The sequence below is a fragment of the Henriciella pelagia genome (assembly GCF_002088945.1).
Taxonomy (GTDB): domain Bacteria; phylum Pseudomonadota; class Alphaproteobacteria; order Caulobacterales; family Hyphomonadaceae; genus Henriciella; species Henriciella pelagia.
Window position 1 is genome coordinate 138083 of sequence record NZ_NCSU01000008.1, and the last position, 13573, is coordinate 151655.

At 60.2% G+C, this 13573-nt stretch carries 14 protein-coding genes; 4 read left to right on the forward strand and 10 right to left on the reverse strand.

Annotated elements, in window-relative coordinates; all coding sequences use genetic code 11:
• The first annotated feature begins 260 nt into the window (after window positions 1-260).
• Both dnaK and B8746_RS08780 read left to right on the forward strand, forming a co-directional pair.
• Entirely contained in the window at window positions 261-2174 is a 1914-nt protein-coding gene (gene dnaK / locus B8746_RS08775; protein ID WP_084393318.1) for a molecular chaperone DnaK, read from the forward strand.
• 74 nt (window positions 2175-2248) lie between these two features.
• Window positions 2249-3616, forward strand: coding sequence for a mechanosensitive ion channel family protein (locus tag B8746_RS08780; protein WP_084393319.1), 1368 nt, complete (start codon window positions 2249-2251; stop codon window positions 3614-3616).
• An 84-nt stretch (window positions 3617-3700) separates the two neighbouring features.
• Here B8746_RS08780 and ctrA read toward each other — a convergent pair whose 3' ends face one another.
• From ctrA to B8746_RS08830, 10 genes are all read right to left on the reverse strand, one after another.
• On the reverse strand, window positions 3701-4426 hold the full coding sequence (gene ctrA, locus B8746_RS08785; protein ID WP_084393320.1) for a response regulator transcription factor CtrA: 726 nt from the start codon (window positions 4424-4426) through the stop codon (window positions 3701-3703).
• Between the two features lie 123 nt (window positions 4427-4549).
• Window positions 4550-5401: a nucleotide-binding protein gene (locus tag B8746_RS08790; RefSeq protein WP_084393321.1), complete on the reverse strand. Its 852-nt coding sequence runs from the start codon at window positions 5399-5401 to the stop codon at window positions 4550-4552.
• Window position 5402: 1 nt separating this feature from the next.
• On the reverse strand, window positions 5403-6410 hold the full coding sequence (locus B8746_RS08795; RefSeq protein ID WP_233124120.1) for a flagellar biosynthesis protein FlhF: 1008 nt from the start codon (window positions 6408-6410) through the stop codon (window positions 5403-5405).
• 143 nt (window positions 6411-6553) lie between these two features.
• A complete protein-coding gene (locus B8746_RS08800) occupies window positions 6554-6814 on the reverse strand; it encodes a FliM/FliN family flagellar motor switch protein (RefSeq protein ID WP_084393322.1) in 261 nt (86 codons plus the stop codon).
• A 90-nt stretch (window positions 6815-6904) separates the two neighbouring features.
• The gene (locus tag B8746_RS08805; protein WP_084393323.1) at window positions 6905-7270 is read right to left on the reverse strand and encodes a hypothetical protein; all 366 of its coding nucleotides are present in this window, start codon (window positions 7268-7270) and stop codon (window positions 6905-6907) included.
• A complete protein-coding gene (locus tag B8746_RS08810) occupies window positions 7267-8211 on the reverse strand; it encodes a flagellar motor switch protein FliG (protein WP_084393324.1) in 945 nt (314 codons plus the stop codon). Before B8746_RS08810 ends, B8746_RS08805 begins: the two co-directional genes overlap by 4 nt.
• Window positions 8208-8882 (reverse strand): hypothetical protein, encoded by a 675-nt coding sequence (locus B8746_RS08815; RefSeq protein WP_084393325.1) that lies wholly within the window; start codon window positions 8880-8882, stop codon window positions 8208-8210. Before B8746_RS08815 ends, B8746_RS08810 begins: the two co-directional genes overlap by 4 nt.
• Before the next feature lie 128 nt (window positions 8883-9010).
• Window positions 9011-9283 (reverse strand): CtrA inhibitor SciP, encoded by a 273-nt coding sequence (gene sciP / locus B8746_RS08820; protein ID WP_095380862.1) that lies wholly within the window; start codon window positions 9281-9283, stop codon window positions 9011-9013.
• Window positions 9284-9491: 208 nt separating this feature from the next.
• Window positions 9492-10670: a tRNA 2-thiouridine(34) synthase MnmA gene (gene mnmA, locus B8746_RS08825; RefSeq protein ID WP_084393393.1), complete on the reverse strand. Its 1179-nt coding sequence runs from the start codon at window positions 10668-10670 to the stop codon at window positions 9492-9494.
• A gap of 91 nt (window positions 10671-10761) precedes the next feature.
• Entirely contained in the window at window positions 10762-11382 is a 621-nt protein-coding gene (locus B8746_RS08830; RefSeq protein ID WP_084393327.1) for an HAD-IA family hydrolase, read from the reverse strand.
• Window positions 11383-11512: 130 nt separating this feature from the next.
• Between B8746_RS08830 and B8746_RS08835 the strand changes: the two genes are divergently transcribed.
• Together B8746_RS08835 and B8746_RS08840 are read left to right on the forward strand one after the other, a co-directional pair.
• Window positions 11513-12022: a hypothetical protein gene (locus tag B8746_RS08835; RefSeq protein ID WP_084393328.1), complete on the forward strand. Its 510-nt coding sequence runs from the start codon at window positions 11513-11515 to the stop codon at window positions 12020-12022.
• Window positions 12023-12151: 129 nt separating this feature from the next.
• Entirely contained in the window at window positions 12152-13570 is a 1419-nt protein-coding gene (locus B8746_RS08840) for a cytochrome ubiquinol oxidase subunit I (RefSeq protein ID WP_084393329.1), read from the forward strand.
• Window positions 13571-13573: the final 3 nt, after the last annotated feature.

Below are 13573 nucleotides of genomic sequence, written 5' to 3' on the forward strand. Positions count from 1 at the left end.
GAGCCGGGATGGGCGTGCCGAGGTGCGGCGTCATAGGTGTGAATCCTTATTGCTCACTGGAATTGCAGTGAATTCACTGAGCTTGATCACCGAAATGTGAGCCTGCCTCTTGAGCGAACGCACCGGCTTCCCATATCGCTGCAGTAAGACGCGTCTGCCCCTGCAGGCGCACAGTTCACAATCCAAGAGCTGCTGTTTCGGGGTGCTGCCCGACAGGCCCGGAAGAGAAGCGGCGGCGGCTAAAACAAGAGAGTGATAAAATGGGAAAAATCATTGGTATTGACCTCGGCACCACCAATAGCTGCGTGGCTGTCATGGATGGCGGCGAAGCCAAGGTTATCGAGAACTCCGAAGGCGCACGCACGACCCCGTCCGTTGTCGCTTTCACTGAAGGCGGCGAACGCCTCATCGGTATGCCGGCGCGCCGCCAGGCCGTCACGAACCCCGACTTTACCTTTTACGCGATCAAGCGCCTGATCGGCCGTCAGTTCGACGATCCGACCGCGCAGAAGGACAAGGAAATCTCCCCCTTCGAGATCGTGAAGGGCGCGAATGGCGATGCCTGGGTCAAGGGCCGCGACAAGGAATATGCGCCGCAGGAAATCTCCGCTTTCATCCTGACCAAGATGAAAGAGACCGCCGAAGCCTATCTCGGTGAGAAGGTGGAGCAGGCGGTGATTACCGTTCCGGCCTACTTCAACGACGCCCAGCGTCAGGCAACCAAGGATGCCGGCAAGATTGCGGGCCTCGAAGTGCTGCGCATCATCAACGAGCCGACGGCTGCGGCCTTGGCCTATGGTCTCGACAAGGACACCAACAAGACGATCGCCGTCTATGACCTTGGCGGTGGTACGTTCGACGTCTCCATTCTCGAGATTGGCGACGGTGTGTTTGAAGTTCTCTCGACCAATGGTGACACCTTCCTCGGTGGTGAAGACTTCGACCTTCGTATCGTCGATTTTCTCGTCAGCGAGTTCAAGAAGGACCAGGGCATCGACCTGTCCAAGGACAAGCTCGCCCTGCAGCGCCTGAAGGAAGAAGCCGAGAAGGCGAAGAAGGAGCTTTCGTCCGCGAGCCAGTATGAAGTGAACCTGCCATTCATTACCGCTGACCAGACCGGCCCGAAGCACCTCAATATCAAGCTCAGCCGTGCCAAGTTCGAGAGCCTCGTCGAGGACCTCGTGAAGCGCACCATCGAGCCTTGCAAGAAGGCGCTTGCAGATGCTGGCAAGTCGACCTCGGAGATTGACGAGGTTGTTCTCGTGGGTGGCATGACCCGCATGCCTGCTGTGCAGTCTGCCGTGAAGGATTTCTTCGGCAAGGAGCCGCACAAGGGCGTGAACCCGGATGAAGTTGTTGCCATTGGCGCAGCCATTCAGGGCGGCGTGCTGCAAGGCGATGTGAAAGATGTTGTCCTGCTCGACGTGACGCCACTGTCGCTCGGTATCGAGACGCTGGGCGGCGTGTTTACCCGCCTTATCGACCGCAACACCACGATCCCGACCAAGAAGTCGCAGACCTTCTCGACCGCTGAAGACAATCAGCCGGCTGTGACGATCCGCGTCTTCCAGGGTGAGCGCGAAATGGCGGCCGACAACAAGATCCTCGGCCAGTTCAATCTCGAAGGCATCCCGGCTGCGCCGCGCGGTGTCCCGCAGATCGAAGTGACGTTCGACATCGACGCCAACGGCATCGTGTCTGTCAGCGCCAAGGACAAGGCGACCAATAAAGAGCAGAAGATCACCATTCAGGCGAATGGCGGCCTCTCTGAAGACGAGATCAAGAACATGATGAAGGACGCTGAGGCGAATGCCGACGCTGACAAGCAGCGCCGCGAACTCGTCGAAGCCAAGAATGCCGCCGAAGCGCTCGCACACCAGACCGAAAAGCAGCTCGCCGAGCATGGCGACAAGGTCGATGCTGACGTGAAGGCCGAGATCGAAAAGGCCGCCGAAGAGCTCAAGAAGGCTGCGGAAGGTGATAATCTCGCCGACATCCAGGCCAAGCATCAGGCGCTCATGACGGCTGCGATGAAGCTCGGTGAAGCGATCTATGCGAGCCAGCAGGCAGATACAGCCGAAGCGGATGCGAAAGCCGACGCGGCTGCAGACGGCGACGACGATGTGGTCGACGCAGACTTCGAGGAAGTGGACGACGACCGCAAGTCGGCCTAGTGCTTCGTAGAGTGATGTAAAATCTGGCGCCCCGCAGCTTCTGCGGGGCGTTTTACTATAGGGGTCTGGTCGCGATGAAATTTGGGGCACAAGAGGGCGAGGGCCTGAACACCGACAATCTCGGCATTGTGTCGACGCTCAACGATTACTGGGCGCAGGTCGAGGATGTGTTCAGCACGGGATTTCTGGGCCAGCCAATTGGCCGTGGCCTCCTCGCCATTGGTATCCTGCTTGTCGCCTACATGATGCGCGGTGTCGTTGCGCACCTGATCGCTGGCACGATCGGCAAGCTCGCCGGCAAGACCGAAACCACATTCGATGACAATCTGGTCAAGGCGCTGAAGCCACCCCTGACGCTCCTGCCGATTTCGGCGGGCATCTTCTTTGCTGCACAGGCCATGGGCGCGACGGGCGAAGTGGACGAGTTCTTCGTTGCGGTGACCAAGTCCATCGTCATCGGCGCGATCTTCTGGGCCCTGTTCCGCCTGATCACACCGCTCCTGATGCTGATCAGGGGGATGCGGCACCTGTTCGGTGAAACCTTCCTTGGGTGGATCAGCCGTATCCTGAAGGCAATCGTGGTCTTTGTCGGAGGCGCGGCAATCCTGGATGTCTGGGGTGTGCCGGTATTGCCGTTCCTGGCGTCGCTGTCTCTCCTGTCGGTGGCTGTCGCGCTCGGTGCACAGGACCTGTTCAAGAATTTGATTGGTGGCATGACGATCATTGGTGAGCGCCGCCTGTCGCGGGGTGACTGGATCTTTGTCGACGGGGTGGTCGAAGGCACGGTCGAGGATGTGGGGTTCCGCTCGACGACGGTACGCCGGTTTGACAAGTCACCGGTCTATGTCCCGAACGCCAAGCTCGCGGACAATCCGCTGACCAATTTCTCGCGCATGACGCATCGCCGGATCTATTGGAAGATCGGCCTCGAATATCGAACGACAGATGACCAGCTGGCGGCCATTCGCGGCGCCATAGAAGACTATATCACCAGTAGCGATGATTTCGCGCCAGCCGCGGAAGTGTCGACCTTCGTGCATATTGACGAGTTCTCCGACAGCTCGGTGAATATCATGGTCTATTGCTTTACCAGGACGACGGTCTGGGGGGAGTGGCTCGCGATCAAGGAGCAGCTCGCCTTCCACATCAAGAAGATTGTCGAAAACGAGGGGGCAAGCTTCGCCTTTCCGAGCCGGTCGCTCTACTTCGAGAAATTGCCCGATGGCGCCGCGCCTGAAGCCTTTGAGCCGCCGTCGGATGGGGAAGGGGCGCCTGCAGACGATGACAAGGTACCTGAGACGCCCGAAAGCGAGAGCGTCAAGGCGTCGAAGCGCAATCCGGGCGGCCAGCGCGGGGCCCCACGCCCCGATGGCCGGGGCGTTGCTGGCGAAGGCGGCGACAAGGGGGAAGCTGAAAGCGGCGGCGGAAAGGCTGAGGGCTAACGGTCGTGGCATCCCTCGCAGCGTAAACAAAAACCCCGGCCAGCGCGGCCGGGGTTTTCTGACTGCTCGGTTCGAAAGAGCGCGTCAGGCAGCTGCCAGCGCCTCGTCCTTCGATTTCTTCGGGTCACGCAGGACATAGCCGCGGCCCCAGACGGTTTCGATATAATGTTCGCCGTCAGGATTGTCGGCAGTCGCCGTTGCCTTTGCGAGCTTCTTGCGCAGCTTGCAGATGAAGACGTCGATGATCTTCAGCTCAGGCTCGTCCATGCCACCATACAGGTGGTTGAGGAACATTTCCTTGGTCAGCGTCGTGCCTTTCCGAAGGGAAAGGAGCTCGAACATCTGGTATTCCTTGCCGGTCAGGTGGACGCGGTCACCGTCGACTTCGACAGTCTTCGCATCGAGATTGACCAGGATCTCGCCGGTACGGATGACGCTTTCGGCGTGACCTTTGGAGCGGCGAACGATTGCCGTGATCCGTGCAATCAGCTCGTCCTTGTTAAACGGTTTGGTCAGGTAATCGTCAGCGCCATAACCGAGCGTTTTCACTTTCGCTTCAATGTCTGGATTGCCTGAAAGAATCAGAACAGGTGTATTCACGCGGCTCATACGGAGCTGCTTGAGCACTTCGTAGCCGGAGATATCAGGGAGAGACAGGTCGAGGATAATAATATCGTACTCGTACACCTTGCCGAGGTCGACGCCCTCTTCACCGAGGTCGGTGGTGTAAATATTGAACCCTGCAGCCTTCAGCATTAGCTCGATGCTGCGGGCGACGGAGTTGTCGTCTTCAATTAGAAGAACCCTCATAGCCTTGCTCCCGAATCAGTCAGCGACAACCGTAGCCGCGTTGTTAACCAATGTGAATCTACGTACCGTTAATTACCAAGAATTTAACGTGGGCAGAAATTTGCCCAACTTTGTTCATACGTCTTAACAGTGCAGATTTTGCCCGCCACTATTGCCGATAAGGGTCTGGGCGATGGCGATGGCGTCCTGAATGGGTTGTGCTGAAGGATCTGTGGAAATCAGCGTCCGCTGTGCGCGCATGGCCTCGCGGACCTTCTCATCCCTCATGACAATCCCGGCAAGTGCCGGGCGGAAACCAAGGAACTGCTTGGACGCGCGGGCAATCGCTTCATAGGTTTGCTGACCCATGGCTCGGGTCGTGGCCTGGTTGATAATAATACTCTGTTCGACATCCGGTGCATAACCGCGAAGCACCTTGATGAAGGCGTAGCCGTCCGTCATCGAGGCGGGGTCGTCGGTGATAACCATCAGCGCCCGGTCAGCTGACCGGGCGAGGCGCATGCAGTTGGCTTCAATGCCGGCGCCAAGGTCGAGGACGATCTTGTCGTACTGGAGGGAGAGCGCGGATATGCCAGCCGTCAGGCGGGAGACTTCGTCCGTGCTGAGTTCAGCTAGCGTGCCTGAACCGGAGCGACCCGGCAGGACGTCAAAGCCGCCCTGGCCAGCGCCGCCATCCACGTTGATGACGGCGTCTTCAAGCTCGATCCAGCCGGCGACAACCGCTGCGAGGTCGGTTTCGGGCGCGATGCCGAGCTGGACATCTACGTTTGCGAGACCGAGGTCTCCGTCAACGAGCAGGGTGCGCTGTCCGGCCTGGGCGAGGGCGCTCGCCAGGGTGATCGACATAAAGGTCTTGCCGACACCGCCCTTTCCGGACGCGACGGCGATAATGGAGCCTGGCTGAACACGCGACGGCGTGCGTTTGCCTGGCGTATCCGATGGCCTGTCCATCGATTTTGGAAGCATGAAGCTCATATCATGCAGCTCCTCTCAAAGCGATGTCTGCTGGAGCTTCTTCCAGCAGTATTTTCGATAGGCGTGCCGGCGCGGCAGGAACCAGGCCGCCGCCGATGAAGGGGGTTACGGCCAGATGCGAGAACGCGATGCCTGCGCTCGACAGGGCAGAGACGATGCCGCCGCGTCTTCGGGTTACATCCAGCTTCGTGACAATTGCGCGGCGCACACCGACATCAGCGAAGGCGCGCGCAGCTTCGACCTGGTCGTCGGGATGGCCTTCTGCGGAAATGACAAGGACCGGCTCAGCGTCGATCACGGCGATCAGGTCTTTCAGGCTGGCCATGTCTTCTTCATCGAAGGGGACGATGGCCGGCAGGTCGATCACGCACCGATAACCATCCTTGCGGGCCCCGCGCAGCAGGTCGAACAGGGAGTCCGGTGTATTGGCAGAGCGGATCTGGCGTTGCTCGAGCTCAAGATAGGCTGCAAGCTGGGCCCCGCCGGCTGTCGCGTCAAGATCAGCTGCGACGGGCAGAATCTCGGTGTTCGTCACTGCGGCGCGGCGGGTCATCTTGGCGGCGGTCGCTGTGCGGCCATGACCGGGAGGGCCGACCAGGATAATGTCGCGCGTTGGCATGGCCGGGATCGGATCGCAGGTAATCAGCGCGTCGAGGCCGGAGGCCATGATCTCTGAAGGATCCTGCGACTTCGCGCTCAGGGGGGCACCGGCATCGGCCACCCGGTCAGCAAATCTCTGTGGTGCGCCATGCCAGAGGAGGGCGTCGCGGACCCGGTTGCGAAGCGGGTTCTCATTCGCGCGGCCGTGCCCGTTATTGGCATGCATCCGTGTCAGGAACCGGGGCTCACTCGGGACCATGCCGCCACCAAGCTTGTCGGTTGCAGCGCGAACTTCAACGCCACCAGGTACTTCACGCTCAGACAGGATAATCGCATCTTCGCCCATTTCGGCAAAGATGGCCGCCTTTGCGGCCTCGAAACTCTCAGCTGCGAACATTTTCATGCGCATGGGCAATAAACTCCACTTCTGGAATCACACCTTGGCGCGTAAAGGTTAACGAAATCTGTTGATTTGTTAGGAAGTCGGAAATCTTCGTGAAAGAGCTGTGGAATGCCCGTCGCTATTCCGGCGGTGGCCGTTTCGCAGGTCGATCAGGCGGCGTGTTTCTCGTCCACGATTTCTGAAAGCTTAACGCCAAGCTCTCCATTGGCGACGACGAGGCGGCCGCGCGCCATGAGCCGGTCAGAGACATAGATGTCGACTGGCTCATTGGTCTTCTTCTCGAGCGCAACGATTTCGCTCGGGCCGAGATTGAGAAGCGTCTCGATCGGCATGCGCGCTTCACCCAGCACCACATCCACGCGTACAGGCACGTCCATGAGGCTGGATTCGAGGGCGCGATTGACGGTCATGCAACAACTCCGTGGGTGCGAATCACAAAACTCGCCTTGAATGGTTTCCGGGTTATGAACGCTTAAGCTCTGTGCCCGGTCAATTCACGCTCAGGATTGGAAAAGATTGCCCTGGCCGTCAATCATCTCCGATGCGATGCGGCAGACCTGGGTATTCACCTCCGAGCGGTCTGCTTCAGAAAGATCAATTTTCTCAAGGGTTTCCGCGAGTTGAATGATCTGGGCCAATGCTGCTTTTAGCTGTTCATTCGTATGGCGGATTGCTTCGGTCTGCTGTTCGACCTGTTCGTTACGGATCAGCGCAGCTGTGCTCTGGCGGGTGTCTTCCAGAAGGGCGGCGAGCTCGGCCACGCTGATGGAAATGCGCGCATCCTGATCTGTGGCCGGGGGCTCTGGCGCAGTAAAGTCGCTGCGAAAATCGAACGGGGTGACAGTGGCGGGCCTGGTCTTGCTCATTCGACAAGCTCGTCATCATCATTGGCGGACAGGATGTCACCACGCCGGGCCAGCGACCGCGCCATGCGTATGATGTCCTGCCGGGCCTCATCGATTTCAGAGCGCCGGACGGGGCCAAGGGAATCGATCTCAGTCACGAGAAGATCGCCGGCGCGCTTCGTCATGTTGCGCAGAAATACCTCGCGCACGGCGGGGCGGGCCCCCTTGAGGGCGATGCCCAGAACGGCGCGGTCAACCGAGGAAAGGATAGTCTGGATGGCCGCCGGTTCGAGGCGGGAAAGATCGTCAAAGGTAAACATCAGGGCGCGGATGCGTTGCCCGCTTCCCGGTTCATTCTTGTCGAGCGCGGCCAGGAGGCCGTTTTCATCCTGTCCGCCCATCTCGTCGAAGATGCGCGCAACCGTCTCGTGCCCATTGCCGGTCGCTGCGTCGAGGCCGGACGCGACAAGGTCGCCGACAGCCTGTTCGATGACGCTCAGGGCTTCGGTGCGGATGCGGCCGAGGTGAAGCAGGCGCTGCAGGGCGTCGGTCGCGACCGGCCGGGGAAGGGCGCGCACGGTGGCGGCGGCTGCGTCCGGGGCGAGGCGTGACAGGATCACGGCGATGACCTGCGGGTTCTCCGTCTCGAAGCCGCGGGCAATCTGGGCCGGGTCCATCTGGCTGAGGCGCGCCCAGATCGAGCTTTCTGCAGAACCGGGTTCGGGGGTAGGAACGGCTTCATAGCTGCGGACAAAGTCTGCCGTATCGTCCGAGGGCGATGTTGCGGATGAATGAGGGTGCGGGGTATTCATGGCGACGCTGAGCTGGTCGGCTTCTTCAGGCGAAAGCTCTGCCCAGACGCCGGACGCGGCAGGGCCGAGGGCCTTCATCAGACGTGCAGCCCGTGCGACGCCGCGGCCGAAGACGGATCTGTGATCCTGGACGAGGGCAGGGACGCTCATCGGGTGCCGTCCTCGCTGGAAGTCATCCAGCTTCTGAGGATGCGCGCCGTTTCCTTCGGGTTTTCGCGGGCGATGCGGCGGGCTTCTGCTGCAGCGTCCTGCGCGGGCGCGTGGTCCGGCAGTGGGACCGCGCGAAGCCGTGGAGTATCATTCGCTGGCGCCTCGATGCGCGGCGCGCCCGTCTCTTCCGTCTGGTTTCGCCCGGAGATGAGCAGCATGCCAAGAAGGCCCGCAATGGCGAGCAAGGCGGCAAGTTCGATGAGCTGCTCGGTGGAGAACCCGCCGGCAAGGCCCGAAGCGAAGACGATGGGCTGGATCTGGAGGCGATCGGTGCTGGCATCATAGCCGGCGGCGGCCTCCAGGATCATCTCGACCTGGGCGGCTTTCTGCGGCGCGATGGCAAAAGACTGTCCCGGGCGGTTCACGAGAATGAGGAAGCTGCGGCTGTCATCGGCGGACTGATGGATGGCGACGCGCACGTCACCGCGTCCAAGCACCGGTTCGAGAAGGTTGGTCAGTTCAGCCTGGGCGGGGGTCATCTCACCGCGGTCGAGGCGGTGGTCGGTCAGGAAATCATTGGCCCGCCATGCAAGTAGGCACGCGGTGATTGCCAACGCAATGAGCGTGGCAAGCCGCGTGCCTCCGGGCATGTTGGACTTAAGTGCTGACATGGAGCCTTCCCGCTGCAGGCCACCATCTGAAATCAATGGCGACGACTGCAGTCAGAATGGCGTATCAGCGTAAACGGCGCTTTAACGATGAATCAGGAGCCGTGATGGAGTGCCAGATGCCAATACGGTCAGGCGCGATATTGCTGAAGTCGCGTTGTCCGCAGGCCCTTGGTGCCGTGCTTGTCGTACAGCTGGGACCATCCATTCAGTTCTTCTTCCGTCAGGGAGTAGCGGTCGCACGCTTCCTTGCGGGAAAGAAGACCCCCCCGGACAGCCGCGACGACTTCTGCCTTGCGGCGAGTCACCCAGCGACTGATGCCAGGGGGTGGGAGGTCATCCCGGGTCATTGGTTGGCCGTCTGGGCCCTTAACGCTCAAAGTTCTCGCATTCTGCTGCGCCATGAGATCCACCATTATTAGCGGTTGATACCGAAGACGCTTCTGCGCCTATGAAGGTGGGTTTACACGAGGCATCTTAAATCAGGTTTCAGCGCAGACTGTGAGTTTTCATGAAAATTGAAAACGTTCTTCGCGAACGCGTTAAATCCATGTTTGCAAACCTGTCCCGGCATGGGGCAATTGTGCCGGATCTGTACAGAATCCTACAGATTCAGGCCGAAATACGTTCATCGGCCGGGATCGTGGATGAAATAAATCCGCCGCCCATTACACGATTTTTAGATGACAGTTCGTACAGGACGCAGGCCTGACCGCGCGCGACCCCTTCCTCTGGTATATCGAAATACACCGCAGGTTGAGTTCCGTGCCATCCAAGCCTTGCGGGCAGGGGTTCGCGTGTGGAGCGGACGCGGGCGAGCACTGGCTGGGCGGCGTCGCAGGCCTCCTCCAGAGTGCCGTCACCGAGCCAGTTCAGTTCTTCCATGGTGAGGCCTGCCGTCAGCAGGGCTTCGCGCGGGCCGACAATCACCTTGCGCGCTGCCGCATCGATCTTCACGACGAATAGCGGCTCGCCGGTGGCAACACCGAGGCCGCGGCGCTGGCCGATCGTATAGTGGATGACGCCTTCATGCTCGCCCAGCACGCGGCCATCGAGATGCACGATCTCACCGCCGCGTCCGGCACCGGGGCGCATCTTCTTCACGACATCGGCATAGGAGCCTGTCGGGACGAAGCAGATGTCCTGGCTGTCGGGCTTGGCCGCGACGGGCAGGCTGTACTTCTCTGCCAGTTCGCGGACTTGCGTCTTGGGAAGGTTGCCGAGCGGGAAGCGCAGATAGTCGAGCTGCTCGCGCGTCGTTGCGAAGAGAAAGTAGGACTGGTCACGCGACGGGTCTGCGGCGCGGTGAAGCTCTGCCCCGTTCGGGCCATCGACACGCCTTATATAGTGCCCGGTCGCAAGACAGTCGGCGCCGAGCTCCTTCGCGGTGGCAAGGAGGTCGGAGAACTTGACCGTCTGATTGCAGCGAATGCACGGAATAGGGGTCGAGCCGGCAAGATAGGTGTCGGCGAAGTCTTCCATCACCTGCTCGCGGAAGCGGCTTTCATAGTCGAGCACATAATGCGGGATGCCGACCTGGTCAGCAACGTTGCGCGCATCGTGGATGTCCTGGCCAGCGCAGCACGCCCCCTTCTTCTCAATGGCGGCGCCGTGATCATAGAGCTGCAGCGTGATGCCGATGACATCATAGCCTTCTTCGGCCAGCATTGCGGCCACAACGGAGCTGTCCACGCCGCCGGACATGGCCGCGACCACGCGTGTTTCAGATGGGGGTTTGGCAAAGCCAAGGGAATTGAGCCCGCCTGTCCAGGCGGTCGTCGTATCGGTCATATCATCCTCCAGCGGGTTCAAGGCCCGAAGCAGAAACATTTAAGTGAGTGCGTTCCATAATGGAAAAGCGCACGATTGTCAGGCGCGGGTATCAGCCCTGTCGGTACAGCTTCGCTTCCAGTGCCTCGTGCGACCCCGGTACAAAATGGAAGGCGTCCCAGCCGTGCGCTCGCGCGGCCTGGACGTTTTCTTCAAGGTCGTCGACGAGGATGACGTCCTTTCCCGTGACGCCCATCGCGTCTTCGATATGGGCGAAGTAGGCGAGGTCGGGTTTGGCGAGGCGCATGCGGCCGGCAGCAAACACGGCATGCATGTGATCGCCGAAGCCCTGCTGCTCGATCCAGTCGGCCCTGTACACTTCATTATTGGTGGCGATGACATTGGTGACGCCTGCCGTGCGGGCCTTGCGAACGATAGCGAGCGTCTTTTCGTCGGGGATGTGATCCCTGTCGAACCAGTAGTCGATCACCTCGCCAGCCCGATGCGGCACGCCTTCGCTTGCTGCCCATTCGCCGACAAGTTCATGCAGGTCTGCCTCTCCGACCATGGCACGCTGAAACCGCCCATTGAACAGATAGGTCGCAAGTGAACGGACCGACATGCCTGTATCTTCGTCAAACGTCTTCATCCAGGCGAAGATGCCGTCCGTAACATTGGCATTCAGGACACCGTCAAAGTCCCAGGCGATGAGTTTGTACCGGGGGTGCTGCATGTATGACGAACCTTTCAGCCGTTTAGCTGTGGAAAGACGCGGTTTAGATCAAAATTCAAACAATTCGGCAAAGTCGCGGCAAGGTAGATTAACGAGAATATGTCGCTCAAGGGTGACGGAGACATCTTTCATGAATTTTGCGCGACAGCTCCTGTCCGAGGGAGCCGTTAAGGTCGAGGTCGAGCTGAATGCAGACGCTCCTATAGAGCGTCTTTTTGAGCTGCTCGATTTCAGTGCACCTGGCAATGCCCTGCGCGAGCGTGGATTCCTGTTCCTTGAGGAGCCGGAAGGTGCTCTCGGCCGGTTCCGTGCAACCAATCCAGCAACGCCCGACATCATCTATGTGTATGACGTTACAGACTTCCGGTGGCCCAAAACGCTGAGCTTTGAGACGCGGTTCGAAACCGATGAACAGCTGAGCGCCGTCGTCAAGAACAGGCGTGACTATACGCTGACATCGACCGGGCCGGATACGTGCCGTGTCAACCTGGTCGAGCGCAGCTGGATGAGACAGGGATTGTCGCGCAAGACGCAGCGCATGGAGCAGGCGATGCGGACGCTGTCGGTGCAGCTGCACATTACGCGGCTGTGCGTGCATGCTGCGATTGGCGTGGAGGAAGCCGAAAAGCTGTTTCCCTGACTGGCCTGCGCTGGTGCCACTGACAGCGTGTAGGAGATGTGTTGCGCCATCCTGCCGCGCGGCGTGATGTGCCGTTTGTAAGCAATCGCGAAAATACGTACAGTCTCATCCGATCAGGGGAGACTGTGCATGGAACTCGACGCCCTAATCCTGTCCCGGCTGCAGTTCGCATTTGTGGTTGCATTCCATATCCTGTTCCCGGCTTTCACCATCGGCCTGGCCGCCTTTCTTGCCGTGTGCGAGGGGCTGTGGCTGTGGACGAAGCGCGATGTGTTCAAGCGCCTTTACCTGCACTGGATCAAGATTTTCGCGCTCGCCTTTGCGATGGGTGTCGTTTCGGGCGTGGTGATGTCCTACCAGTTCGGCACGAACTGGTCGGTCTTCTCGGACAAGGCTGGCAGCGTGATCGGGCCACTGCTTGGCTATGAGGTGCTGACGGCCTTTTTCCTCGAGGCGACATTTCTCGGCGTGATGCTGTTTGGCTGGAAGCGGGTGGGCAACAAGCTGCATTTCATCGCGACCTGTGCGGTTGCCATTGGCACGACGATTTCGGCTTTCTGGATCCTCTCGGCCAATAGCTGGATGCAGACGCCGGTCGGCTTCGCGACCGATCCCGAGACGGGCAATTTCTATGCGACAGACTGGTGGGCGGTAATCTTCAATCCGAGCTTCCCGTCCCGCTATGTGCACATGATGCTGGCGGCGTTCATCACGACGGCGGCCGTCATCATGGCGGCCGGCGCGTGGCAGGTGATCCGAGGCCATTCCAGCCAGCCAACACGCTGGCAGATCCGGATGGCAGCGGGCACGCTGTGTTTGCTGATGCCGCTGCAGATCTGGGCAGGCCACTGGTCGGGCGAAGTCGCGCATGAGTACCAGCCGGCAAAGGTCGCTGCGATCGAAGGCTGGTGGGATACCCGCGACGTTCAGGGAACCGTCCTGTTCGCGATCCCGGACGAAGATAATGAACGCAACATTGCGGAGATCACCGTGCCGGGCACAAGTCCGTACCTGTTTGCGAATGCGCATGGGCCGCTTCAGGGGCTCAAGGACTTCGCCAGGGAGGACCGCCCGCCCGTCTTCATCGTGTTCTGGGCGTTCCGGATCATGGTCGGTGCCGGGCTTGTCATGCTGGCGCTCGGTATCTGGGGCGCAATCTTGTGGTGGCGGGACAGGATCGACAAGCCGGGCCTGTTCCACCTGCTGGCCGTACCCGGAGGCGCGCTGGGCTTCGTCGCTGTGCTGACGGGCTGGATTACGGCGGAAGTCGGGCGCCAGCCTTACACCGTCTATGGTTTCCTGCGCACCGAGGACAGTGTGGCGCCGGTCTCGGCAGAGCAGGTGGCGACGTCGCTGCTCATCTTCATGATCGTCTATGCGATCGTTTTCACGGCTGGCACGGTCTATATGGCACGGATTGCGACGCGAGGGTTTGGCGACGACCCCGCCGATCCGCCCGAACGCGAGAATCGTGCACCCGGCAGCGCGCTTGGGGCCGTGGATGACAAGGCCGAAATGCCGACACCCAATCGGCAGCGGGCTAAATAGGGA

Excerpts from the sequence above, each read along its gene's own strand:
- B8746_RS08790 (WP_084393321.1), bottom strand. The coding sequence starts at position 5,401 with ATGAGCTTCATGCTTCCAAAATCGATGGACAGGCCATCGGATACGCCA.
- B8746_RS08800 (WP_084393322.1), bottom strand. The coding sequence starts at position 6,814 with ATGACCGTCAATCGCGCCCTCGAATCCAGCCTCATGGACGTGCCTGTA.
- B8746_RS08805 (WP_084393323.1), bottom strand. The coding sequence starts at position 7,270 with ATGAGCAAGACCAGGCCCGCCACTGTCACCCCGTTCGATTTTCGCAGC.
- B8746_RS08840 (WP_084393329.1), top strand. The coding sequence starts at position 12,152 with ATGGAACTCGACGCCCTAATCCTGTCCCGGCTGCAGTTCGCATTTGTG.
- sciP (WP_095380862.1), bottom strand. The coding sequence starts at position 9,283 with ATGGCGCAGCAGAATGCGAGAACTTTGAGCGTTAAGGGCCCAGACGGC.
- B8746_RS08830 (WP_084393327.1), bottom strand. The coding sequence starts at position 11,382 with ATGCAGCACCCCCGGTACAAACTCATCGCCTGGGACTTTGACGGTGTC.
- B8746_RS08780 (WP_084393319.1), top strand. The coding sequence starts at position 2,249 with ATGAAATTTGGGGCACAAGAGGGCGAGGGCCTGAACACCGACAATCTC.
- mnmA (WP_084393393.1), bottom strand. The coding sequence starts at position 10,670 with ATGACCGATACGACGACCGCCTGGACAGGCGGGCTCAATTCCCTTGGC.
- B8746_RS08815 (WP_084393325.1), bottom strand. The coding sequence starts at position 8,882 with ATGTCAGCACTTAAGTCCAACATGCCCGGAGGCACGCGGCTTGCCACG.
- B8746_RS08795 (WP_233124120.1), bottom strand. The coding sequence starts at position 6,410 with ATGCGCATGAAAATGTTCGCAGCTGAGAGTTTCGAGGCCGCAAAGGCG.
- ctrA (WP_084393320.1), bottom strand. The coding sequence starts at position 4,426 with ATGAGGGTTCTTCTAATTGAAGACGACAACTCCGTCGCCCGCAGCATC.
- dnaK (WP_084393318.1), top strand. The coding sequence starts at position 261 with ATGGGAAAAATCATTGGTATTGACCTCGGCACCACCAATAGCTGCGTG.
- B8746_RS08810 (WP_084393324.1), bottom strand. The coding sequence starts at position 8,211 with ATGAGCGTCCCTGCCCTCGTCCAGGATCACAGATCCGTCTTCGGCCGC.
- B8746_RS08835 (WP_084393328.1), top strand. The coding sequence starts at position 11,513 with ATGAATTTTGCGCGACAGCTCCTGTCCGAGGGAGCCGTTAAGGTCGAG.